The sequence below is a fragment of the Rossellomorea vietnamensis genome, assembly GCF_008180415.1.
GTDB classification, from domain to species: Bacteria; Bacillota; Bacilli; order Bacillales; family Bacillaceae_B; genus Rossellomorea; species Rossellomorea vietnamensis_C.
Window position 1 is genome coordinate 51,339 of record NZ_VTEI01000009.1, and the last position, 23,032, is coordinate 74,370.

The 23,032-nt window shown below is 43.4% G+C and carries 19 protein-coding genes and 1 riboswitch; of the genes, 15 read left to right on the forward strand and 4 right to left on the reverse strand.

The window, feature by feature from the left end; all coding sequences use genetic code 11:
* The first annotated feature begins 438 nt into the window (after positions 1-438).
* From ftsE to FZC78_RS16295, 3 genes are read left to right on the forward strand one after another with little or no spacing between them, the layout of a single operon-like run.
* Entirely contained in the window at positions 439-1,125 is a 687-nt protein-coding gene (gene ftsE / locus FZC78_RS16285) for a cell division ATP-binding protein FtsE (protein WP_148941181.1), read from the forward strand.
* Entirely contained in the window at positions 1,115-1,999 is an 885-nt protein-coding gene (gene ftsX / locus FZC78_RS16290; RefSeq protein WP_148941182.1) for a permease-like cell division protein FtsX, read from the forward strand. Before ftsE ends, ftsX begins: the two co-directional genes overlap by 11 nt.
* 31 nt (positions 2,000-2,030) lie before the next feature.
* On the forward strand, positions 2,031-3,413 hold the full coding sequence (locus FZC78_RS16295) for a murein hydrolase activator EnvC family protein (protein WP_148941183.1): 1,383 nt from the start codon (positions 2,031-2,033) through the stop codon (positions 3,411-3,413).
* A 439-nt stretch (positions 3,414-3,852) separates the two neighbouring features.
* Here FZC78_RS16295 and FZC78_RS16300 read toward each other — a convergent pair whose 3' ends face one another.
* Genes FZC78_RS16300 through FZC78_RS16310 form a run of 3 tightly spaced genes read right to left on the reverse strand, consistent with a single transcriptional unit; the run spans position 3,853 to position 7,696 of the window.
* The gene (locus FZC78_RS16300; RefSeq protein ID WP_187444968.1) at positions 3,853-5,076 is read right to left on the reverse strand and encodes a Ger(x)C family spore germination protein; all 1,224 of its coding nucleotides are present in this window, start codon (positions 5,074-5,076) and stop codon (positions 3,853-3,855) included.
* The gene (locus FZC78_RS16305) at positions 5,073-6,170 is read right to left on the reverse strand and encodes a GerAB/ArcD/ProY family transporter (protein WP_148941185.1); all 1,098 of its coding nucleotides are present in this window, start codon (positions 6,168-6,170) and stop codon (positions 5,073-5,075) included. Before FZC78_RS16305 ends, FZC78_RS16300 begins: the two co-directional genes overlap by 4 nt.
* Entirely contained in the window at positions 6,167-7,696 is a 1,530-nt protein-coding gene (locus FZC78_RS16310; protein ID WP_148941186.1) for a spore germination protein, read from the reverse strand. Before FZC78_RS16310 ends, FZC78_RS16305 begins: the two co-directional genes overlap by 4 nt.
* 159 nt (positions 7,697-7,855) lie before the next feature.
* On the opposite strand from FZC78_RS16310, the gene FZC78_RS16315 reads away from it, so the two are divergent.
* From FZC78_RS16315 to FZC78_RS16340, 6 genes are all read left to right on the forward strand, one after another.
* A complete protein-coding gene (locus FZC78_RS16315) occupies positions 7,856-8,440 on the forward strand; it encodes a hypothetical protein (protein ID WP_148941187.1) in 585 nt (194 codons plus the stop codon).
* Complete coding sequence (locus tag FZC78_RS16320; RefSeq protein WP_148941188.1) at positions 8,433-9,023, forward strand: peroxiredoxin family protein; 591 nt, start codon at positions 8,433-8,435, stop codon at positions 9,021-9,023. The genes FZC78_RS16315 and FZC78_RS16320 overlap by 8 nt, the downstream gene beginning before the upstream one ends.
* A 180-nt stretch (positions 9,024-9,203) precedes the next feature.
* Positions 9,204-10,337 (forward strand): trans-sulfuration enzyme family protein, encoded by a 1,134-nt coding sequence (locus tag FZC78_RS16325; protein ID WP_148941189.1) that lies wholly within the window; start codon positions 9,204-9,206, stop codon positions 10,335-10,337.
* Between the two features lie 1,522 nt (positions 10,338-11,859).
* Positions 11,860-11,972, forward strand: a riboswitch (SAM riboswitch).
* Between the two features lie 111 nt (positions 11,973-12,083).
* Entirely contained in the window at positions 12,084-13,382 is a 1,299-nt protein-coding gene (locus FZC78_RS16330) for an O-acetylhomoserine aminocarboxypropyltransferase/cysteine synthase family protein (protein ID WP_148941190.1), read from the forward strand.
* A 3-nt stretch (positions 13,383-13,385) separates the two neighbouring features.
* Positions 13,386-14,426 (forward strand): homoserine O-acetyltransferase MetX, encoded by a 1,041-nt coding sequence (gene metX, locus FZC78_RS16335; protein WP_148941191.1) that lies wholly within the window; start codon positions 13,386-13,388, stop codon positions 14,424-14,426.
* 146 nt (positions 14,427-14,572) lie between these two features.
* Entirely contained in the window at positions 14,573-16,015 is a 1,443-nt protein-coding gene (locus FZC78_RS16340) for a S41 family peptidase (protein WP_148941192.1), read from the forward strand.
* A gap of 34 nt (positions 16,016-16,049) precedes the next feature.
* Here the strand turns inward: FZC78_RS16340 and FZC78_RS16345 are convergent, their stop codons facing one another.
* Positions 16,050-16,592, reverse strand: a complete 543-nt coding sequence (locus tag FZC78_RS16345; RefSeq protein ID WP_148941193.1) for a DUF402 domain-containing protein — start codon at positions 16,590-16,592, stop codon at positions 16,050-16,052.
* A gap of 196 nt (positions 16,593-16,788) precedes the next feature.
* Here FZC78_RS16345 and FZC78_RS16350 point away from each other — a divergent pair, with 196 nt between their 5' ends.
* From FZC78_RS16350 to FZC78_RS16375, 6 genes are all read left to right on the forward strand, one after another.
* Positions 16,789-17,994 (forward strand): PDZ domain-containing protein, encoded by a 1,206-nt coding sequence (locus FZC78_RS16350; RefSeq protein ID WP_148941194.1) that lies wholly within the window; start codon positions 16,789-16,791, stop codon positions 17,992-17,994.
* 291 nt (positions 17,995-18,285) lie between these two features.
* Positions 18,286-18,819 (forward strand): BsuPI-related putative proteinase inhibitor, encoded by a 534-nt coding sequence (locus FZC78_RS16355; RefSeq protein ID WP_148941195.1) that lies wholly within the window; start codon positions 18,286-18,288, stop codon positions 18,817-18,819.
* Between the two features lie 147 nt (positions 18,820-18,966).
* Positions 18,967-19,839, forward strand: coding sequence for a GNAT family N-acetyltransferase (locus FZC78_RS16360; protein WP_148941196.1), 873 nt, complete (start codon positions 18,967-18,969; stop codon positions 19,837-19,839).
* Between the two features lie 1,259 nt (positions 19,840-21,098).
* Positions 21,099-21,869 (forward strand): alpha/beta fold hydrolase, encoded by a 771-nt coding sequence (locus FZC78_RS16365; RefSeq protein ID WP_148941197.1) that lies wholly within the window; start codon positions 21,099-21,101, stop codon positions 21,867-21,869.
* Between the two features lie 56 nt (positions 21,870-21,925).
* Positions 21,926-22,576 carry an HD domain-containing protein gene (locus FZC78_RS16370; RefSeq protein ID WP_148941198.1) on the forward strand — a complete coding sequence of 217 codons (651 nt, stop codon included), beginning with the start codon at positions 21,926-21,928 and terminating at the stop codon, positions 22,574-22,576.
* Positions 22,577-22,640: 64 nt separating this feature from the next.
* Entirely contained in the window at positions 22,641-22,874 is a 234-nt protein-coding gene (locus FZC78_RS16375) for a CsbA family protein (RefSeq protein ID WP_148941199.1), read from the forward strand.
* Positions 22,875-23,032: the final 158 nt, after the last annotated feature.

Sequence of the window (23,032 nt, forward strand, 5' to 3'; positions counted from 1 at the left end):
ACTCTATTAGAAAATAGGTTTATTGAAATTATAGTAGGGTAAAGTCTTTTAGATATACATTTTCCACACCTTATACTGAAAAAATTCTCCTCTAATAATCCGACACCATAAACCTTCAAGAAAAGCTTAATGGCTCTCCTGCCAACCTACAAAAAATTCATATAGTGATATTCTCCTATAACAAATCTTCCTCATTCTCTTAATTTCGTTAAAATTTCCCATTGCAATTCCGACCAAAAAAACCAATTCTTTAACTATTTGATATCAAACTGTAATATAAATTTTCCTTAACTTCCTAGGCAATGATGTTATAATACTTTTAGAAACTTTTTAATTCGAGTTTTTTCTACATTTTATTTTATAGTTTATTTCCTAATCCATGTGAAAAATAACATCTTTGTTAGAACACTATAAATGTTTAATTTGGGTGGTTTAAAAATGATCAAAATGAAAGACGTATATAAGCAGTACCCCAATGGGATCATGGCTGCAAATGGATTCGATGTACATATTAAACAAGGCGAATTCGTTTATGTAGTTGGACCGAGCGGGGCTGGCAAGTCGACCTTCATCAAAATGATGTACAGGGAAGAAAGGGCGACTAAAGGAGAAATCGCGGTTAACGGCATTGACTTGGTTAAGCTTAAAAACAAACGGGTTCCATACCTAAGAAGGAACATCGGTGTGGTCTTCCAGGATTTTAAACTTCTTCCTTCACTCACAGTCTTTGAGAATATCGCATTTGCCCTTGAAGTTATTGAGGAAACGCCAAAAAATATTCAGAAACGCGTTATGGAAGTCCTTGATATGGTAAGGCTTAAACACAAAGCAAGGATGTTTCCAGATGAATTGTCAGGCGGGGAACAGCAAAGGGTCTCCCTTGCACGCTCGATCGTCAATAAGCCCCACTTAATCATCGCGGATGAGCCGACGGGTAACCTTGATCCTGAAACTTCATGGGAAATCATGAATGTCTTTGAAGAAATCAATACACAGGGAACGACAGTAGTAATGGCGACACATAACCGCGAAATCGTGAACACAATCAAGCATCGGGTAATCGCCATCGAAAATGGCCGGATTGTCCGGGACGAACAGCGGGGTGACTACGGTTATGAAGCCTAGAACAATCTTAAGGCACTTTCGCGAAAGCTTAAAGAGCCTGGGGCGTAATGGCTGGATGACCTTTGCATCGGTCAGTGCTGTCACAGTCACGCTGCTTCTTGTAGGCGTGTTCGTAGTTCTTATGCTCAATATGAATAAAATTGCTTCAGACATTGAAAAAGATGTCGAGGTACGGGTGCTTGTCGAGTTAGGTGCTGAAGAGCCGCAAATAGAAGAATTGCAGACTAATATTGAACAGATAAACGGCATCGAGAGTATAGATTTTTCTTCTAAAGAAGATGAGCTGCGAAACTTGATGGAAGATATGGGGGAAGATTTCCGCCTGTTTGAACAGGATAACCCTCTATACGATGTTTTTATTGTGAAAGCAGAAAATCCAGTTGAAACACAAAGAATTGCAAATGAAATAAAAGGGTTTGAAAATGTAAATGATGCCCTGTATGGGGAAGCGAAGATTGAAAGACTATTCAGCTTTCTTCAAATGAGTCGCAATGTTGGTTTGGTATTGATAATCGGACTTCTTTTCACTGCAATGTTCTTAATCTCTAATACAATTAAGATTACAATCGTTGCGCGCCGAAAAGAAATTGAAATCATGAAACTTGTCGGTGCAACAAACTGGTTTGTCCGCTGGCCGTTTATATTAGAAGGTTTATGGCTGGGAATTCTCGGTTCCATCATCCCGATAGCGATAGTATCAGCAGGATATTACTACGCCTATCAGTTCATTGAACCAAAATTGCGAAATCATTTTATTCAGATACTCGATTATACCCCGTTCATTTATCAGGTAAACTTCCTGATTATCCTAATGGGATGCCTTATCGGCGCGTGGGGAAGCTTTATGTCCGTCAGAAAGTTTTTAAGAGTTTAATAGGATGAGAGAACCGAAAGGAGCATGTCGCTTGAAAAGGAAAACATTAGTCACTTTATCAATTGCTGCAACACTAACAATCGGGGGTCTTCAAACTACTGGAAGCACAGCCAGTGCTCATTCTTCAGTGTCTGATTTGAAGAATAAACAAGAAGAGGTTCAAAGCAAGAAAGAAAATGTTAATCAAGAGATCGATAAGAAAGAAAGTCAAATCTCTGATAACGTTTCCCGTCAGGAAAAAATAAAAAAAGAAATCGCTGAGCTTGATAATAAAACACGTGATACAGAAGATCGCATTAAAGAGAAAACAGCGGAAATTGAAAAAACAAATGCAGAGATTGAAAAGCTGAATGCAGAGATAGAAGAACTTAAGAAAAAAATCGCTGAAAGAAATGAACTTCTTAAAGAAAGAGCTCGTTCCATGCAGGAAAAAGGCGGTTCTGCAAGCTATATGGACGTTTTGCTTGGAGCGGAAAGCTTCGGAGATTTCATCAACCGCATCACGGCTGTCAATGCAATTGTAAGCGCGGATAAGAAAATTATTGAAGAGCAGGAGGCTGACCAGGCTTCTCTTGAGAAGAAACAGGCTGAGGTGAAGGACAAGCTTGCTCAACTGGAAGAGGCTAAAGCAAACCTTGTTTCTCTGAAGAAAGATTTGGAAAGCCAAAAAGGCCAGAAGAATGAGTTGTTCAAGCAATTAGAACAGGAACAATCAGAGCTTAAAGTAGAAAAAACAGAACTTGTGGCACATGCAAATGAGCTGGAAAAGATGGAGAAAGAAATCGGCGGCCAAATCCAGGCTGAGCAGGCACGTTTGGCTGAACTTGCCCGCCAGAAAGAAATTGAGCGCCAGAAAGAACTGGAAGCACAGCGCAAAGCTGAAGCGGAAAGATTGGCAGCGCAGCAGGCAGCTCAGCAAGCGGCCCAGAAAAGTTCAGGTGGAAGCAGCAACAGCAGTTCCACAGTTGAGGCACCTGCGCCAACAGCATCTACCCCTGTATCAGAAGGCAGATGGACAAGACCTTCTGCAGGCTATATCACTACTGAATTTGGCTGGGATACATTGAATGGCAAGCCGCGCTACCATTATGGTACTGATATCGCTGCTGGCGGAAATGTTCCAATCGTTGCTGCGGCTGATGGATATGTTATTAAAAGTCATTACAGTTCAAGCTATGGAAATGTAGTTTACATGACGCATTCTATCAACGGTCAAACGTTCACGACTGTTTACGCTCATATGTCTGGAGCAGGAGTAAGCAGTGGTCAGTTTGTAGAAAAAGGACAAAGAATTGGTACAATGGGTAATACTGGTTATTCTTTCGGACAGCATCTTCACTTTGAATTGCATGCCGGTGCATGGAATAACAGTAAATCCAACGCAGTGAATCCACGTAAATACATCAATATGTAATAAGATTAAAACGGCGAAAGGGCTCTCCCTTTCGCCGTTTTTTTACGCTTAAGAAATTATACAATCATCATGGATAGTCGGAAAATCTAGACCAATGTTAACCATATCATGTCCCAGCGCATGAGAGTCTGTAACAAATGGAACGGACTTTAGGCCTTAGGGGGCATTACCCCGAAGAGTATAGTGCGAGACCGCTTTTTGTCTCATCAGAAAATTGCCTTCCTGGTCTGATTATAGCGCTTTCACTTTTGTTCTTTATTTGTCCAAGAACAACCAAAAGTTAAGGAAAGGCATTGTGAATAATATGATTGCCAATAATCCGACCATGGAAGCTCCAAGTTTATTTTTGTTTTTCCAGACAAGCCTTGCATAACGGAGTGAGTAATAGCTTAAATAAGCACAGATTATAAGTGTTAACCAGAACATGATATCACCCCTTTTAATCAATGATCGCCTCTTTTGAACGCGGGCGGAGTATTTTACCGAAGCTTTCAATAGTTGTGTGGACGTTGATTGTCACCTTGGCATCCGGATAGGAGTGCATCCAATCATATTCCTCGTATTCTTTAACTGTGAAGAACTTTTTGCGCGCAGCAAGAGACCAGTTGAATGCCTCTGCTTTTAATTCAGTTTGTGTTTTTTCTACTAGTTCGTCTGCCCGTTCTTTAAACCTTTTTTCAAGTGAATCATCGAGGACCTCTTGTTTTTGTGAATCCTCAACGTAGTTGATCATGCTGGGGATTCCTAGTATCTTTACACTCAGCCATACATCCACTGTTATATCAGGTGCTGGTTTGCTGACATCGACTTTAACTTTGGTTTTTGTATTGGTCAATTTTCCTGTCACACGAAATTCCTCATTCAACGGGTCAGGAAAGGTAAAGGTCACTTCCTTTGGCTGCAGGTGTTCTGTCAGCATTGCTCTGGCTCTGACAGCCTCGCCAGTCAATGCCCCAACCATCTTTCCGTCCCTGAAGGCAGCTGCACCAATGATTTGGACAGGTGTACCTCCTTTTTTTAGTAACTCACCTGGATAGTAGTTGTCTTCATTCGTTTTCAAATTTACATCTTCTTCAGTAGTTGCATAAATGGCCAATGCCAATCCTGCATCCGCTTCTGTATCATGGATGATCGTATGAAGGGTGGCTCTTGGAACTAATGAGTTATTTTCCCACCTCCTGGTAACAAAGTCGTAAAATTTATGCGGACTTGCTTCGAAAGCGGGATGATTATGATTGAGGAACTTATTCGCTCTCTCCTTGGAAACCAGGAGATTCATATCTCTTCTTGACTGAGTATCCCTGACGATAGTTGATAAAACCTCAAGAAATTTGTCAGACCGTGCAAGTTCTTCACTGATAATGAGAGCTTTGGTATGGTAAAAATTAATGTTCCTTGTTTCTGAGATATTGAGCATATCCCGGGCGGCAATCAGGTCCGGGACACGGATCATGATGGTCTTGAACTCTGATGAATCCGGCTGGCTGCCCGGATTGCCGGCCTGAGGATCAGCCATTTGAAAGGTAATGTCATAGCCCGTCCCTCCATCCTCAGGGAGGTCGACTCCGATTACCAGTACGAATCCTTCCTCCTCCACTTCTATCTTGTCCGCGCATCCAGCCAATATCAGTATAGATAAACAAAGTGCAATACATAATTTCACTTGTTTAATTCCCCCTTAAGCTTGGCAGTCAACAATAATGCCACTGGTATGGTGAATATAAGGATGGAGGTTATCATTAAGATGGCCTGGCTTCTAAGAATGAGGACGTTCTGGACGACGTTTTCCGGTATCAGGCCAAGCATGATGGTCAATCCTGCAAATGGCAGGATTAATGGTTCAAACTCCTTAATTTTCACAGTATATGAAAAAATCGCAGTAGAGATATACAGATAAAGAGCGAACCGTATTAAACTGGCGACGCTCCAAAATGCGAAAAATAAAGCTTCTATATTAGAGACGTACCTTCCGAAAGTGACCATACGGGTAATTTCGTGAAAAGGGTAGGCGATATATTTAATCAATGGATAGTCAAAAAAGGCAATGAATACAGCGAAAAAGACTGTCAATTCCAAACTGGCCACAATAATTCCTAAAACCGTTGCCTTTTTGAATGATTTATAACTTTTGAAGAATGGATAAAGAACGGTCAGGAAAAGTAAGTCACTTGTAATAGATGCGTAGCTTACTCCATTGTGGGCAATTTCTTTCAGACCATATCCACCAAAAGGAAAAAGATAGCCGAAAAATAATTCATTCCAAATCAGTACTATGATAAAGAATAGGGAGGCCTTTATATACGGTAGCGATATCCAGGCTGTCCTGCCGATAGCGAGCAATCCCCTATTGGCCAGGAAGTAGCTTGCCCCTATCAGGATAAAATAGATTTGGGTCGTACTCGTCGATGTGAAATACATGGTGTTGATGATGTCGATATAACTCCTGCTATCAACAACAGTTGCAGAAAATGCAATATAAAAGAGAACCATTCCAATAACGAAGCCCATATACCTGCCGGTGACCTGGTAAGTAATGTCGATGATATTTTTATCCTTAAAGCTTTTAACTAGTTTTAGCAGGCATATCAATGGAATGATCATGACCGCCCCAGAAATAAGGGGAATCATCCATGCAGCCTGGGCTGTTTCTTTGAAGAGAAGTGTGGCTGTCATATCTGTAAATTTAATACCCAGGGTAATTGTAACTAGAGCAAAAATCTCCCGGGATCCAAGTCTGCGGTCTGCAGGAGAAATCATTTATTGTTCTCTCCTTCCGGCTTTTTCATCTTTTCCTTCTCAATCGGGAAGATATTCAATGGACGCAGCCATTGTTTCCATATTGGCGGCCTGATTATCAAATCTTTTGAGGACGGATAGTGAGGGGCCATTGGCGAAAGAAATGGAACATCAAAGGAAGTGACTGTAGACAGATAGCCAATGCATAATGTGATACAAATGCCCAAACCGAGAAACCCCCATAAACTTCCAAATAACAAAAAAATATAGGTTGATAATCTGATCATGTAATTGAAGGAGAGATTAGGTACTGCGAAAGAGGCCAGCCCCGTCACTGCAATGACAATGACAAGGATCGGACTGATGATATTGGCTTCTACTGCAGCCTGCCCCAGGATTAAAGCTCCTACAATTCCGATTGTAGGACCGATGGGATTAGGCACCCTGACTCCCCCTTCTCTTATCAGTTCAAAAGCCAGCAGAAGCATTATCACTTCAAAAATAGCCGGGAAAGGAACTTCTTCCCTTGTCGCCGCGATAGCTAGAACTAGATCAGTTGGCAGCATTTCGATATGATAATTGGTCACCGCTATATAAATCGCAGGAGTCAGAATGGTAATGAAGATAGCTGCGATTCTTAGCAGTCTTGTAAAGTTTCCATAAACCCATCTTGCATAGTAATCCTCTGAAGTGTGAAAAAATGACCAAAATGTCACAGGTGCAATCAGGCTGCTGGGTGAACTGTCCATTAATAAGACGACATGCCCTTCATTAATGAAACTGACAGCTCTATCCGGCCTTTCTGTGTACAAAACAGTAGGAACCAGCGAGTAGGGGCGCTCCTCAATATGCTGTTCCAGGAGGCCGAGATTCTGCACTTCATCAGCTTTGATTTCCTTTAAGCGTTTTTTCATTTTTTCTATCAGCGTGGGGTTTGCTACATCTTTCAAGTACAGAATTGCAATTTGGCTCAAGCCTTTTTCACCGACGGTTACATACTCTGTAGTCAGTTGGGATGAACGAAGCTGTTTACGGACAAGCGAAATATTAACGGCTATTGACTCGATGAAAGCTTCTTTAGGACCTTTTAAAATATTTTCATCTTCTGCTTTTTCTACTCCACGTTTTTCAAAACCTGATGTTCCAAAGATGTAAGCTTCCTTTTTTCCATCTATAAATAGAATGGCGTTTCCCAATAATAGTTGGTTGACCACCTTGCTGTATGTGTATTCTTCTTTGATGTCACTTAGAGGGATATGATTTGACATGTATTCTAAAGTTAATTCGGAATCTGTTACATTGAGTGAGAGCAGGTTAGGGATCAGCACTTTTCCAATGATGTCCTCCGCACACATACCGTTGAGAAAATATAAGACAGCTTTTCGATTACATCCGGAAAGTGTCAGTTTTCTTACTGAAAAGTCTTGATTAATAGGAAAGTTGAAAACAGCTTGAATTCTTTTTGCTTTCTCCTCTAAAGACACTGGAATTTCTGATTCGTCTTGTTGTTTTTCTTCGTGAATCTTGCGACGATTTGATTTAAACATGCTTCCACCTCCTCTAGTCTTTAGAATGTACATTAATTGCTTAGTTATGTAATTCTTGGTACCGGAATGTTTTTGACTTTGTTCATAAAATAATGGCTGGTTCAGATCCTCCTGCTGGTATGATGTAAGAAAGAGACTTTTCGTAGGGATGGTGTAAGTTTGCAGTGGTACAGTATTGGGGCGTTCACGTTTCCTTCGTCATGGGGAGGACTGGCAGCGGCGTTTGTTGTAACAGGTTTATTTCTATGGCTTTATTATGGGAAAAGTAATGGAGAATGGTTTGGAAATAGTGTATTTTGGTTTATTGTTACCTGGAAATTCAGTGTGATTTTATTTGACTTTTCCGGATTCCTTCAACAGCCTTTGACAGCTCTCTATTTTAACGGTGGTTCTAAGGGATTTTGGCTTGGTATGACAGTTGCGTTGGTATACATATACTTCAAAGGGGGACAGCAGGTGATCAGTGCATGGCTGCTGGTTGTCCTGGTGTATGAGGGGGCTTCTGAATTTCTTGCTGACAGCGGTTCGGTCCTGAGCGCTGTAAATAGTCTGATCGGCTTCTCTCTGTTTTATCTTCTTTTAAAAAAAGGGAAAGAGGAAATATGGCTTTCGATATTCATTGTCATTCAGCTGCTGGTCAATTTTCTGCAAGGGAGCATAGCCTCTGCAGAAAGTACGGCTTATATAGTGGTTACGATTGCTGTGCTCTCCATCAGCAGGTTAAGGAGGGATTTTCATGAATAAAAGAATTTTGGGGATAGGTTTAATCGCGGTCCTTGTCGGGCTTTTTGTCGTTAATATCATTCAAAATCAAGCTTCGCAGAAGAAGATGGAAGAGCAGGTAGCAGAGCAATTGGAATCAGGGCTTGATGTGGGGATTGGAAGTGAAGGCCTAGGTCTAGGTGAGGGGGATAAGGCGCCGGATTTCACGCTAACGACTTTAGACGGCAGGGAAGTGTCTCTGTCTGATTTCGAGGGGCAGAAGGTGATTCTGAATTTCTGGGCGACATGGTGTCCGCCTTGTAAAGCGGAAATGCCGCATATGCAGGAGTACTATGGACAATACCATGAGAAAGCCAATGTCGAAATGCTTGCTGTGAATTTAACCACTATCGACAATGGAAAAGAAGCAATTGAAAAATTTGCCGGGGAATATGGATTGACCTTCCCGATCCCGCTGGATGAGGATGGGGTGCAGGGCACCGTCTATCAGGCCCAGACTATTCCTACCTCGTATATGATCGACACCGACGGAATCATCCGCCACAAGATCCTCGGACCCATGAACAAAGAAATGATGATTCAGCTTGTCGAGAATATGGATTGAAAGTGTCCTTTATCCGGGTAAAGCGCTGAGGGGGACAGTCCCCTGTGTTACTTTAAAGTATCACAGGGGACTGTCCCTCTTCGTGCGCTGATGCGTTAATGTGATAAAGACTGACAGGTGTAGAATCTTGTCGTATAATGGAGAAAAAGGCATTTCTATCGAAGAAGGGGTTTTTTACAGATGAAGTTTGATACAAAAGTCGTTCACAGTACATTGCATAACCGCAGCATCAAAAGCAAATCCACACCGATATATCAAACCTCTGCGTTTACCTTCTCATCCCTTGAGGAATTGGAAGGCTTCTATGAAGGAAAATCTCCATATCTTTACTCACGGTCGGGCAATCCGAATACTGATGAATTAGGTGAAATGGTGGCTGCTCTTGAAGGGGCACCTGCAGGAGTGGCGGCTGCCTCGGGACTGGGAGCGATTCTTGCTGGCATTCTGGCTGTCACCGAAAGCGGGGACCATATCATTGCCGCCGAGGATATTTACGGCGGAACCTATCAGCTTTTAAATGAAGAGCTGAAAACCTTCGGAATCACCACTTCTTTTGTCGATTTCAGTATTCCGGAAGAGATCGAGAAAAGCATCACTCCGCAAACGAAGCTTCTGTATAGTGAAAGTATCACAAACCCCTTTTTAAGGGTGGAAAATATGGATGCTATGGTTTCGATTGCAAAGAAACATAAGCTTGTAACGATGATTGATAACACATTTGCGACTCCGTACCTGATGACTCCATACAGTAATGGAGTGGACATTGTCGCACACAGTGCAACCAAATATATCGGCGGCCACAGTGATGTGACGGCTGGTGTTACAGTCGGCAGCGAAGAGGTGATCGCTAAAGCGAGAACGAAGGTCATCAATCTAGGCTTTAATCTTAGTCCGCACGAAGCGTGGCTGACGGCCAGGGGCTGTAAAACACTCTCTCTCAGGATGAAACAGCAATGTGTGAATGCTTCTGAATTAGCGGAAGCCCTTTTAGGATATGACGGAATAAAAAAAGTTTACTATCCTAAGGATGCTGCGGAAAAAGGAAGCGGCGCCATCGTGACGATCGAGCTTTCAGAACAAAATGATATCCACAGGTTTTTCACAGGATTAAGCTGGGTTAAAATTGTCCCGACCCTTGCCGGCGTGGAAACGACTGTATCCTACCCGCAAGGAACCTCACACCGCGCATTGTCGCAGGAAGCAAGAGAGAAAATCGGCGTGAACCAGCAGGTTGTCCGGATTTCTGTCGGAATTGAGGATTCAGGGGACATCATCCAGGCGTTCAAGGATGCTGTGGATTATTCGAGGTTATAAGAAACTGGCTTGTTAAGAACCTAGTGGAGCGTTTTGTTTAAGGATATCCCGCTGATTCAGCCGCCGGATGGGTACATGAGTGAGTCTTTTTGGAGAGAGATATGTATCCAGCCGGGGCGAGTGGGTACATGAGTGAGTCTTTTTGGATAGAGATGTGTATCCGCTCAGGGCGGGTGGATACATGAGTGAGTCTTTTGGGTTAGAGATATGTATCCAGCCGGGGCGAGTGGATACATAAGTGAGTCTTTTTGGATGGAGACGTGTATCCACTCAGGGCGGGTGGATACATGAGTGAGTCTTTTTGGTTAGAGATATGTATCCAGCCGGGGCGAGTGGATACATGAGTAAGTCTTTTTGGAGAGAGATATGTATCCAGCCGGGGCGAGTGGATACATGAGTAAGTGTTTTTGGAGTGAGATATGTATCCAGCGAGGGCGAGTGGATACATGAGTTGTCTCTTTTGTAAGGAGATATGTATCCAGCGAGGGCGAGTGGGTACATGAGTAAGTCTTTTTGGTTAGAGATATGTATCCAGCCGGGGCGAGTGGATACATGAGTTGTCTCTTTTGTGAGGAGATATGTATCCAGCGAGGGCGAGTGGATACATGAGTAAGTGTTTTTGGAGTGAGGTATGTATCCAGCCGGGGCGAGTGGATACATGAGTAAGTGTTTTTGGAGTGAGATATGTATCCAGCGAGGGCGAGTGGATACATGAGTTGTCTCTTTTGTGAGGAGATATGTATCCAGCAAGGGCGAGTGGATACATGAGTGAGTCTTTTTGGTTAGAGATATGTATCCAGCCGGGGCGAGTGGATACATGAGTAAGTGTTTTTGGAGTGAGATATGTATCCAGCGAGGCCGAGTGGATACATGAGTTGTCTCTTTTGTAAGGAGATATGTATCCAGCGAGGGCGAGTGGATACATGAGTAAGTGTTTTTGGAGAGAGATATGTATCCAGCGAGGGCGAGTGGATACATGAGTTGTCTCTTTTGTAAGGAGATATGTATCCAGCGTGGGCGAGTGGGTATATGAGTAAGTCTTTTTGGAGAGAGATATGTATCCAGCCAGGGCGAGTGGATACATGAGTGAGTCTTTTTGGTTAGAGATATGTATCCAGCCGGGGCGAGTGGATACATGAGTTGTCTCTTTTGTGAGGAGATATGTATCCAGCCGGAGCGAGTGGGTACATGAGTAAGTCTTTTTGGAGAGAGATATGTATCCAGCGAGGGCGAGTGGGTACATGAGTAAGTGTTTTTGGAGTGAGATATGTATCCAGCCAGGGCGAGTGGATACATGAGTAAGTCTTTTTGGAGAGAGATGTGTATCCACAGAAGCCGAGTGAGTACATAAGTTGCCAATTATGTGGGGAGATATGTATCCACCCAAGGCAAGTGGATGGGAAAACAATAATCCCTGCCTATGAAAAGAAAATGAAAAATTCAGAATAATTATTGACCTTACAAAAATACTCAGTTATAATCCAATTCATACGACATATATATTTTCATAAGCAATTCGATACTCTTATCGAGAGCGGCGGAGGGAATAGGCCCGATGAAGCCCGGCAACCAACAGGCAGTACTGCTTGGAAAGGTGCTACATCCTACAGGCTCGTGCAGTCTGGAAGATAAGAGGAGGAGCATTGATCTTTCAAGCCCTCTTCTTAGCGGAGAGGGCTTTTTATATTGAAAAAAACCTCTTTGCGTCAGGCTAAATTTTTTAAAAAATTTGAGGAGGAACTAATTATGACAAATCATCAATTCGACCCGGAAACTTTATTATTGCATGGAGGCCAGGAGCCGGACCCTGTCACGGGGTCCCGTGCTGTACCGATTTACCAGACCACTTCCTATGTTTTCAACGATACGGAGCACGCACAGAATCTCTTTTCCTTGAGTGAGCCTGGAAATATCTACACAAGGATCGGCAATCCGACCGTGGATGTTTTTGAAAAAAGAATTGCGCTTCTTGAAAAAGGGGTGACGGCAGTGGCGGTGTCATCGGGAATGGCGGCAATCTCGCTGGCAATTTTAAACTTAGCGGGTGCGGGTGATGAAATTGTCGCCTCTTCCAAGCTTTACGGAGGTACCTATAATTTGTTTGCGGTCACCCTTCCACGCTATGGCATCAAGGTGAAGTTCGTTGATAGTACGAATCCCGAAAGTATCCAGGACGCCATCACAGAAAAAACAAAAGCGGTGTTTGCCGAAACGATTGGAAATCCCAGCTTGAATGTGCTTGATATCGAAAAAGTGGCAGACATCGCCCACGCAAATGGCATTCCCTTGATTATTGATAATACATTCCCGAGTCCGTATGGCTGCCAGCCGATTCAGTATGGAGCCGATATTGTCATTCATTCGGCCACCAAATGGATTGGCGGACATGGAACAGCGATCGGCGGGGTGATTGTGGATGGAGGAAAGTTTGATTGGGACAGCCCGAAATTTAAGGATTTCACTGAACCGGATCCAAGCTATAAAGGCCTTCGCTATGTGGACGTCGGTGAAGCGGCTTATGCAGTCAAACTGCGTGTCCAGCTGCTGCGAGACCTGGGTGCCTGCATAAGCCCGCACAACGCTTTCCTGCTGCTGCAGGGACTGGAAACCTTACATTTGCGAGTGCCGAAACATAACAGCAATGCATTGGAGATCGCTCGTTATCTTGAGAATCATCCATCAGTAGACTGGGTCAGCTATCCAGGGCTGGAAAATCATCAGGCGAATGCCCTTGCCGAAAAATATCTGTCACATGGCCACGGCTCCATTGTGAATTTTGGCATTAAAGGCGGAAGAGAAGCGGGCAGGAAGCTGATTGACAATATCACGCTGTGGTCGCATGTGGCCAATGTCGGTGATGCGAAGTCACTGATCATCCATCCTGCTTCCACCACTCATCAGCAGTTAAGCGGTGAGGACCTGAAAACGACGGGCGTGACAGAGGAATTGATCCGCTTGTCCATTGGACTGGAATCTGTAAAAGATTTGCAGGCTGATCTCGATCAGGCGATCACCAAAGCGACGACTGCCGCTGCTTCTGTATAAAAGATGGATGAGTACATCTATGAAACGGGGACTGTTCCCACAGGATTTCTGAAGCTTGAAAACGGCAAGTCCCTGCATGAAACCTGTCTTAGTTATGAACTGTGCGGAAGGAAGGACGGTCCTGTCATTCTTGTGTGCCATGCATTGACTGGGAGCCATCTCAGTGTCGGCACGGAAGAAAATCGGGGCTGGTGGAGGGGGTTGATCGGCCCTTCTGCCCATATCGATACTAGCAAGTACTTAGTTGTCACATTTAATGTTCTGGGAGGCTGTGACGGTTCAACTGGTCCTGCATCTCTTAATCCGGAAACAGGGGAAGCTTACCGGACCTCTTTTCCGGATGTGACTGTCAGAGACATCGTCCATGCTCAATATAAGGCTTTGAAAGTACTGGGTATTTCCTCTTTAGAAGCAGTCATCGGCGGTTCGCTGGGAGGAATGCAGGCTCTGGAATGGGGCCTGCTTTATCCTGCGCTTATGCGGAAAGTGTTCTTGCTGGCGGGCACACCTTATTTTTCCGATTATGGGATTGCATTCAATATGATCGGCAAAACCGCGATTACGTCAGATCCCCATTGGCAGAATGGACATTATGAAAGAGCTGAAGAAATATCGGGTTTGAAAGTCGCCAGGATGGCCGGCATGGTCACCTACCGCTCTCCGGAACTCTTTGAAAAAAGGTTCCATCGCAGCAAGGCTGATAATGGATTATTTCAGGTGGAATCCTATCTGGCATATCAGGGAGAGAAGCTGGCCAAACGGTTTGATCCCAACAGCTACCTGTATCTGATGGAGGCAATGAACAGCCATGATATCGGCAGGGGGCGGGGAGGATGGAGAGAGGCAGTTTTAGAGTTCCAGCCTGAACTGATCTCCCTTGCCTACAGGGGCGACTTGATTTACCCTCCGTCTGTAATCAGTGAGTTTGCCGGACTTGTCCCTAATTCGTCCTTCTATGAAGTAGATACGCTCTTCGGCCATGATGGCTTTTTGACCGAATTTGAAAAATGGGGAAATTTTATCAGACAGCATTTAGAAAGTTAGATAACGAGACTCATAACTTGTCCCTCACTGGCATATAGTTTCAATAGCAAAGACATCGCACCGCTTTCAAGCATTTTTTGTGTGGTGTCTTTTTTATCCGGAAATTGGGATGGATGCTGAGAAGCTTAACTATAGGAGGGAACATAATGGAGCAGCGGAAAGGACTGATTATAATCACGGCCGCCTCTCTTTTGGCAGGGGCAGGGGGAATGTATGGGGGCATGAGTTTGCTGGATGCCTTTGAGCGGGATACGGAGGATGGAGTTGCCATTGAAGGCGGTCCATTGAGTGACAGACTGCATAAAGTGGAAGTCGCCTATGATCTTATAGCAGATAAGTATGTGGAAGAAGTGGACAAGGGAGAGCTTGTGGAAGGGGCGATCCAGGGAATGCTGGATACACTTGAGGATCCGTATTCGGTGTACATGGATGCCCGCACCGCTTCACAATTCAATGATTCGCTTGGATCGTCTTTCCAAGGTATCGGAGCGGAAGTCACCGTCATGGATGGGAAGCTGCTGATCGTGGCGCCTTTCAAAAATTCTCCAGCCGAAAAAGCAGGTCTGCGCCCCAACGACCAGATCTTGAAAGTGGATGGTGAAACTATTACTGGTCTCGATCTATATGAAGCTACTTTAAAGATCCGTGGTGAAAAAGGTTCCAAAGTAGAGTTGGAGATCATGAGGGAAGGACTGTCCGATCCTGTGAAAGTCAATGTGAAAAGAGATGAGATCCCTCTTGAAACGGTCCATTCCGATGTGAAGAATGAAAACGGAAAACACTATGGTGTAATCGAAGTTTCTTCATTCTCGGAAAATACCTCTAAGGATTTTAAAAAGCAGTTGAGTGAACTAGAAGAGCACGGGCTAGCAGGGCTTGTAATCGATGTGCGGGGCAATCCAGGCGGCCTGCTGTCCAGTGTCAACGAAATGCTCGATGAACTGGTGACGAAAGACAAACCATACGTACAGGTTCAAGAGCGGAACGGCGACACCCTGAAGTATTATTCTGAAAACAAAGAGAAGAAGTCCTACCCGATCACTGTACTGGTGGATGAGGGAAGTGCGTCCGCTTCAGAAATACTGGCAGGGGCTTTAAAAGAAGCCGGAGACTATCCTTTGATCGGAACAAAAACGTTTGGAAAAGGAACAGTCCAGCAGCCGGTGCCAATGGGGGATGGAAGCAATATCAAGCTGACCATGTTCAAGTGGCTTACTCCTGAAGGCAACTGGATTCATAAAAAAGGAATTGAGCCCAACATTCACGTGAAACAGCCTGCCTACTTCTATGCTCATCCTCTCCAAGCCGAGAAGCCGCTCGTCCGGGAAATGAACAATGAACAGGTTAAAAATGCCCAGGAGATGCTCCAAGGCCTCGGCTATAAACCTGCCCGCAGCGACGGCTATTTCAATAACTCGACAGAAACAGCTGTAAAGAGTTTTCAACAGAAACATGGACTTGAAGCCAGCGGAAAAATTGACAGTGAAACAGCCTCCAAACTTCAGGAGGAAATTTATAAAGCTGTAAAAGATGAGAAGAATGATGTGCAGTTGAAGGCTGCTTTGGAGTATTTAAAGAGAGTGAATTAAGAAGGACCCGGAGGCATAGAAGCTCCGGGTTTCTTTAATAGTACTGCCTCTTTATTTCTTCTATAGTTCTTCCGGGGAAATCTTTCTGGTTCAATTTATGAAGAATGTGCGATAACGCGTTTAAACTATGCTCCACCTGCTCTCCAGAAAGGACTCCCAATCGATACGCCTCATGAAACTCATCCATATCGATCACATGATAGCTTCCGTCCTCAAACACCCGGATATCAATCAAGAGGTCATGCGCAAAGACCAGACCCGGAGTCTTTTGTTCAAACTGGACAATGTCAATCAGCCATCCTTCATGGGAACTTTTAAATCCGTAGGAAAACTGAAGTCCAAGATCCAGCATATAGATGATGATGAACTTTTTAGCGGAATTTCCAGGAGGAAGTTCGATGATTAGTGATTCTTCTAGCACCAGGAAACGGTTGCCGTTCTCATTTTTTAATGCATATTGTTCTTTTAAAGAAAGGGCTTTTGTAATGACATCTTCGCTATTTTTTCGAATATCTTTCGTGTATTTTAATCCGCCGTGCTCTCTTCCGACATGGTTCCAGTAAACTACGACATTCATTTGACATTCCTCCTGACAGCAATCACCTTATCTTTCGCCAGTTCTTTGCAATTTCCTTTATATTTCCCGGGAAAACTTATAAATGTCGAGTGCTGGAAAATTTAGTAGGGTAAGAAAGACAAATTTAAATAGGTTTTATAGAGTCTATTTGTTAAAATGATAGAAAAGGGTAACACGTTGAGGATGGTGAATACCATTGGTACAGCTTTGGCTAACGGAGGTTTTGGGAGCAGCAGGAAAACTGTTTCTGAATCCGATGCTCTACTTTTCTATTATAATCGCTTTGTTCATCGGCTTTTTTCGTGTGAAACGAGAAAGGCGTGAACTGAAAACCAGGATTTTTGATATGTATCACGAGCTGCGTTTTTTATTTCCGATGGGAGTTCTGCTGGGGCTTTGTTTTTCGCTCTTGACTGTCGGAGCCGGCCTTGTCATCCCGTTTGGGGGACTATTGGTGATAGGTACTGTCACATTCCTTTTGGCATTGACCTTTCAAACCAGGCTGCTTACACCGGCATTCACTGTCGGAATAGGTTATTTATTGCTGCTTGCTTTGCGGTATTTCAAGATTGATATGCCATTTTTCAATACATATTTCGAGCAGCTGAATGATGGCTTGCTGAATGCTGTTGTCGTATTGCTGGGGGCTCTTCTTTTAATTGAGGGAGTACTGATCAATCTAAGCGGCTGGAAGAAAACTTCTCCCCGGCTGATAAAAAGCTCCCGGGGCCTTAAAGTGGGTGCCCAAGAAGGAAAGAAGCTTTGGGTGGTGCCTATGTTCCTTCTTATCCCAATCGGATCATTGGAGCTGCCTTGGGGGTGGTGGCCCGTCTTTACATTAGGATCCAACACCTACTCTCTGATTCTATTTCCGTTCCTGTTAGGGTTTCGGCAGATGGTTGGAAGCACTCTTCCACAAATCAGCATCAAGGAAACAGGAAACCGTGTCTTCTGGCTGGGTGCTCTTGTCTTGACGGTCGCCGTGGCTGGCTATTATGCTCCCTATATTTCAATTGCGGGAGCGGTCATAGCCATTGCCGGGCGTGAATGGATTTCTTACCGACAGCGAAAGCAGGACAGCGAAAAATCCTACTTTTTCTCAAGGAAATCTCAAGGCATTATGATTTTGGCGATACTGCCTGGTTCACCAGCTGAAAAAATGTCACTGGTTTCCGGAGAAATGATTACCAAAGTGAATGGATTCCGGGTACAGACAGAAGAGGAGTTTTACGAAGCTCTTCAGCAGAACCGGGCCTATTGTAAACTTGAAGTGATTGATACTAACGGACAAATCCGCTTTGCACAAGGAGCCCTTTACGAAGGTGATCACCATGAATTGGGAATCATCTTTGTGGAGGAAGATCGTGAATGGTTATCTGAAGTCGGCTATCATTTTGTTTAAAGGCTCTTTTCGTAAACTTTTTTGCTAGTTGATATCGCCATAATTCACCTGATATAACCTGGTACTAAGAAAGAATAGTATCTAGGGAAAATTCCAGCTCTTGGGGTTTTTCCGGAAGCAACAATTAATACGAAAACAGCCTATTTAAAACAGAGCCTTATGGGAGAAATGCTTCTCATAAGGCTTTTGGTTTATATCAGCCTGTTTTCAGAGAAATATGTAACTTTATTCGTCTGGTATCGTCAACTTTAATAATAAGGTTTCTTATAATAGAAAGGAGTGTAAATATATATGATAAAACGTTTTTTTGCATTAATGATGCTCCTCTTTATGATTTCCATGACAGCAGCATGCGGTATGAGCGTTGAGCATGGAGAAGATTCAGGAGTGGAAGAAGTGAATAATGGATCAGAGAATGATGAAGATGATAGCAAAGAGGATAGTGAAGAAGAGGAAGTTAATAAAGAAGATGGGGGGCAGGGCATAGTGGCAGGTGAGATCGAACCAAGCATTACTAAAAATGAGAATGGCCAATTTGTTTATACAGTAAAGAACCAGACGGAAAAAGAAGTGACTTTCGAATTTTCGAGTTCCCAGCGATATGATTATGCGGTGAAAAATTCTTCAGGTGAAACCGTGTTTCTCTACTCAAGCGCTACAGCTTTCATGCAGGTTTTAGGTTCAGAGACATTGGCACAGGGAGAAGAGCTTTCTTATACAATTGAGCTTCCTCCGGGTGAAGATTTTGAAGGCGCAACATCCCTGGAAGTGTGGCTGACACCTAAAGGCGGAAAAAAAGCACCTATTTCAACTACACTGAAATAAACAAAAAACCGCAGTCTTGGCTGCGGTTTTGTTTGTGAAAAGCAGCGAAGGCAGGAGACTTTACAACTCTGCCAAACTAAAAGGGGCAGGCCCTTACATGGAGTTAATAAGAAACTAACTGACTTTTTATGATTGGGGAAAGCAGCAATGAATGGATACACTTTTGTTAAAGGTTATAGAGACAACATTTCCTTGAGAAAGAGTTTTAATTCCCTGGCTTCTCAAGTTTTTGGAATCAACTTCGAAAAGTGGTATGAGAGAGGGTTCTGGACCGGCAAGTATGAGCCTTACTCCCTTGCTGACGGCGATAAGGTCATCGCCAATGTCTCGGTGAACAAAATTAATCTGGTCATTGAGGGTGAGCGGAAAAGTGCTGTGCAGCTCGGCACCGTTATGACTCATAAGGATTACCGCGGTAAAGGTTTATCCGGAGTTTTAATGAGAAACGTTTTGGAAGAGTTCAAGGATGTTGACTTGATATACCTTTTTGCCAACAACACTGTTTTAGAGTACTATCCTAAATTTGGCTTTCATGCTGTGGAGGAGCAGCAGCCTGTCATGGAGCTTGCCGGAAAAGGACAAAGCGTTACATTGAAAAAGCTGGATGGGCAAAGTGATGAGGATATCAAATTCATCTTTCATTTGGCGAAGAGTAAAATGCCTTTAGCTGATCGGTTCAGCACAACAGATACTGCTGAACTGCTGATGTTCTATTGTACATATGTGTTTCCTCAGAACATCTACTATTGGCCGGAGAAGGAAATGATCATCCTTATGACCATCGAAGGAGAAACTCTCCATATATATGATGTGATCACCAATAAAAAGGCGGATCTGCAAGAGACCGCAGCCAGAGTTGCCCCTCCAGAAGTGAAAAAGGTGCGTTTCCACTTCACCGTCCCCGTCTCATCACAGATAAAGAAAGAGGCTTTTCGGGGAGATGAAGTGCTGTTTGTGAGACCGGCTTCAGGCTTGGTGCTCCCGAACAATTTCAAGCATCCAGTTACTTCGCAAGCATAATAGTATAACTGAGAGGCCCGAGTGGCGCTAGGTAAAGAAATAACCTCTGCGCCTAACGGGTTTGTACTTATTGGAAAGGGCTTGGACTATAAGGTTGAGGCTGCTCTCTGATCTAGGTGACCGCATCCTTATACAAGTTTGATGGAAATGCGTCTCTCCTGACCGAATCCGTCCCAACATCATACATATCTCGTCGGAAATACATCTCTCCCAACCGAAGCGGCTCCATCTTTGTGCATATCTTGCCGGAAATGCGTCTTTTCCCGACCGAAGCGGCCCCAACATCGTACATATCTCAGCGAAAAAACATCTCTCCCGACCGAAGCGGCCCCAACATCGTACATATCTCGTCGGAAATACATTTCTCCCGACCGAAGCCGCCCCAACATCAAACATATCTCACTAAAAATACACCTCTTACGGCTTCTCCATACCTGTCTTGCTGAAAAAGCCACCTTCCAGCCTAGGAACAAAAAACTCCTAAATCATAAACTAAAGGCCTTTCTTAATAGATTGTTGCTTTTATTCCTGATTACCCTCCCTCTATCCTTTTGTATTGGAGAGGAAATCCAGAACGCTTATACAGCAACAATCCTTGTGAAAAGAGCCAAAAGACAAGAGACGACACTGAATATCTACTGAATTTTAGATAGGAAAAGGAACAGTAATCAGTGACACTTATCAGCAAGGTTCAATGTATTTTAATAAATAGAGGGAAAAATTCCCCTTATTTACTTAAAAGCCCTTAAAAACAGCTTAAATAAAGGGAAAATTTCCCCTTATTTGAATTAAAACACTAAAAAATAGGTGATTTTTTTCATATAAGGGGAAAAACTCCCTCTATTTACTCCAGTATGAGCTGCAAATTACAATTTAGCGGGAAAATCTCCCCTTATTTTTTGGCTGGATACTTAATCAAGGAGCAGACGGCTTCCGCTATAAAGGCCACTCCGTCGTACTCCTACTGAAATGAAAACTCTTTTTAGGACCTGAAGTGAAAAAGGCAGAATCACTCTCTGAAATGAGCGATTCTGCCTTTTTACTTATTGTTGGACTTTTTCAGTGCCCTTAGAAAAGACTGCCTTTTTCTCCAAAGAAGAGTTACCTGTCAGGACTAAAAGGGTTCTTGCGCTTTTTTAAACTAATAGGGAGGGAAGCTTGGAGAGGTATACTTCAGCTCTTTATAGTACTAAAGCTTGTATGTTCTCAGTTCCTTCTGCCAAAGCTAAGAGTATTGCAAAGGATTGGAGGGGAATGGAATGGGGTATTGTGACTTCGGGGACAGGGAGCTGTATTTTGAAGATTACGGAGAAGGGACACCGATTGTAATGATTCATCCGCCCGGGCTCGGCAGGAAATCATTCATCTATCAGAACCCTTTAAAGGAACAGTTCCGGTTAATCATTCCCGATCTCAGCGGGCATGGGGATTCCAATAATGAAGAGGACTATGTCAGTATTGATACATATGTCGAGGAAGTGAAAGCCATCCTCGATTTTCTGGACATTTCGAAATGTGTTCTTCTCGGCTATTCGGCCGGGGGAGTGGTTGCCCAGGAATTTATCTACAAGTATATGGAGAAGGTCGAGCTTCTCATCCTTGCGGGAGGATATCCGAAAGTGCAGACTGTCCGGCTGAAGGTGATGCATATCCTTGGGATGAAGACCATTAAAGAGCGGCCGCAGCTGATGATGTCGATTTTATCCAAAGCTCACGCCAAAACGCCTGAAGCGGAGCAGGAACTCTATGAACATATGGAGAAAGCGAACCGAAGCATTTGGTATCACTTTTACAAACAATCGTTATATTATAATTGTACGGACCGCATCCTTGATCTGAAAGTACCGCTCCTGCTCATCTATGGAGCAAAATCAGATTGGATCAACAACCAATACAAACTGTACAAGGAGCATCCCCTGCATGAGCTCGTCATTATAGAAAAAGCCAAGCACCAGCTTCCAACCCTTTTCTCTAATTCCTTCAACAAAGCCGTCTTTTACTATGTTAAAAAAATGTTGAACAGGGAATGAAAAGGGGTATAATGAATAATCAAAATAGAGACTAGTTACACAGGGAGGAGGATTTTATGGGGATTCATCATTATTTTAAAAGTCTCTCAGACGTGGAAAAGCTTGTCCGCTGTCCGGGAAGATTTAAATATCAGGATCATAATGTTGCAAGCCACTCATTTAAAGTCACCAAAATCGCACAATTCTTAGGGACGGTCGAAGAGCATAAAGGAAATGCCGTCAATTGGAAGGCGTTATATGAAAAAGCATTGAACCACGATTACGCGGAGCTTTTTACAGGAGATATCAAAACACCGGTTAAATACGCCTCCGAGGAGCTGCGGAGGCTGTTCAGCGAGGTAGAAGAAGAAATGATCGGCAAGTTTATCAAGCAGGAATTCCCTCAAGAGTATCAGGATGTATACCGCGACCGATTTAAAGAAGGCAAAGATTCGAGCCTTGAAGGGCGAATACTCTCGGTAGCCGATAAGATTGATCTACTATATGAATCGTTCGGTGAAATTCAAAAAGGAAATCCTGAACCGCTGTTTCTGGAAATTTACGAAGAAGCACTCGCCACGATTTTGAAATTCCATGAAATGGACAGTGTGCAATACTTCTTGAATGACATCCTTCCTGATATGCTGTCTGAAAAAAACATTCCTCATGAGCAGCTCAGCGAAATGACGAAAAAAATCGTTGAAGGATTCAACTCCCCGAAAGAATAAGTATCTCTTCCAAATCGAAATCTGTTAAAATGGAAGTAATGGATTTTCTGAGGAGAGAGTTGAAATGATTTCAAAATATATATTGGGCCTTTTTCTGCCAGGACTGCTTGTTGTTCTATTTACAAGGGTGACCTATAACCATATTGTCGGGTTAGTGCTGACAGTTGCCTTGATAGCGGCATCCGTTTATAAAGGGTATACCGACACATGGGCCCTGATCGTTGTGGATGCAGCATCCCTGACGGCAGGCTTTTGGTACAGCAACCGAATGAGAAATAAAGCGAAAAATCACAGCTGAAGCCCTGATTCTATCAGGAGCTTTTTTATTTATCTGAAAAGTGGATAACTATCGAAAAAATGTGGATAACAAGTAGTTACTCACATTTTTTTAAATCAAAATGAAAGTAACCACAACTTATTAACAATACGACAAAGTTATTCACAAATAGTCCACAT

Excerpts from the sequence above, each read along its gene's own strand:
- ftsE (WP_148941181.1), top strand. The coding sequence starts at position 439 with ATGATCAAAATGAAAGACGTATATAAGCAGTACCCCAATGGGATCATG.
- ftsX (WP_148941182.1), top strand. The coding sequence starts at position 1,115 with ATGAAGCCTAGAACAATCTTAAGGCACTTTCGCGAAAGCTTAAAGAGC.
- FZC78_RS16305 (WP_148941185.1), bottom strand. The coding sequence starts at position 6,170 with ATGATTTCTCCTGCAGACCGCAGACTTGGATCCCGGGAGATTTTTGCT.
- FZC78_RS16310 (WP_148941186.1), bottom strand. The coding sequence starts at position 7,696 with ATGTTTAAATCAAATCGTCGCAAGATTCACGAAGAAAAACAACAAGAC.
- FZC78_RS16320 (WP_148941188.1), top strand. The coding sequence starts at position 8,433 with ATGAATAAAAGAATTTTGGGGATAGGTTTAATCGCGGTCCTTGTCGGG.
- FZC78_RS16325 (WP_148941189.1), top strand. The coding sequence starts at position 9,204 with ATGAAGTTTGATACAAAAGTCGTTCACAGTACATTGCATAACCGCAGC.
- FZC78_RS16330 (WP_148941190.1), top strand. The coding sequence starts at position 12,084 with ATGACAAATCATCAATTCGACCCGGAAACTTTATTATTGCATGGAGGC.
- metX (WP_148941191.1), top strand. The coding sequence starts at position 13,386 with ATGGATGAGTACATCTATGAAACGGGGACTGTTCCCACAGGATTTCTG.
- FZC78_RS16340 (WP_148941192.1), top strand. The coding sequence starts at position 14,573 with ATGGAGCAGCGGAAAGGACTGATTATAATCACGGCCGCCTCTCTTTTG.
- FZC78_RS16345 (WP_148941193.1), bottom strand. The coding sequence starts at position 16,592 with ATGAATGTCGTAGTTTACTGGAACCATGTCGGAAGAGAGCACGGCGGA.
- FZC78_RS16355 (WP_148941195.1), top strand. The coding sequence starts at position 18,286 with ATGATAAAACGTTTTTTTGCATTAATGATGCTCCTCTTTATGATTTCC.
- FZC78_RS16360 (WP_148941196.1), top strand. The coding sequence starts at position 18,967 with ATGAATGGATACACTTTTGTTAAAGGTTATAGAGACAACATTTCCTTG.
- FZC78_RS16365 (WP_148941197.1), top strand. The coding sequence starts at position 21,099 with ATGGGGTATTGTGACTTCGGGGACAGGGAGCTGTATTTTGAAGATTAC.
- FZC78_RS16370 (WP_148941198.1), top strand. The coding sequence starts at position 21,926 with ATGGGGATTCATCATTATTTTAAAAGTCTCTCAGACGTGGAAAAGCTT.
- FZC78_RS16375 (WP_148941199.1), top strand. The coding sequence starts at position 22,641 with ATGATTTCAAAATATATATTGGGCCTTTTTCTGCCAGGACTGCTTGTT.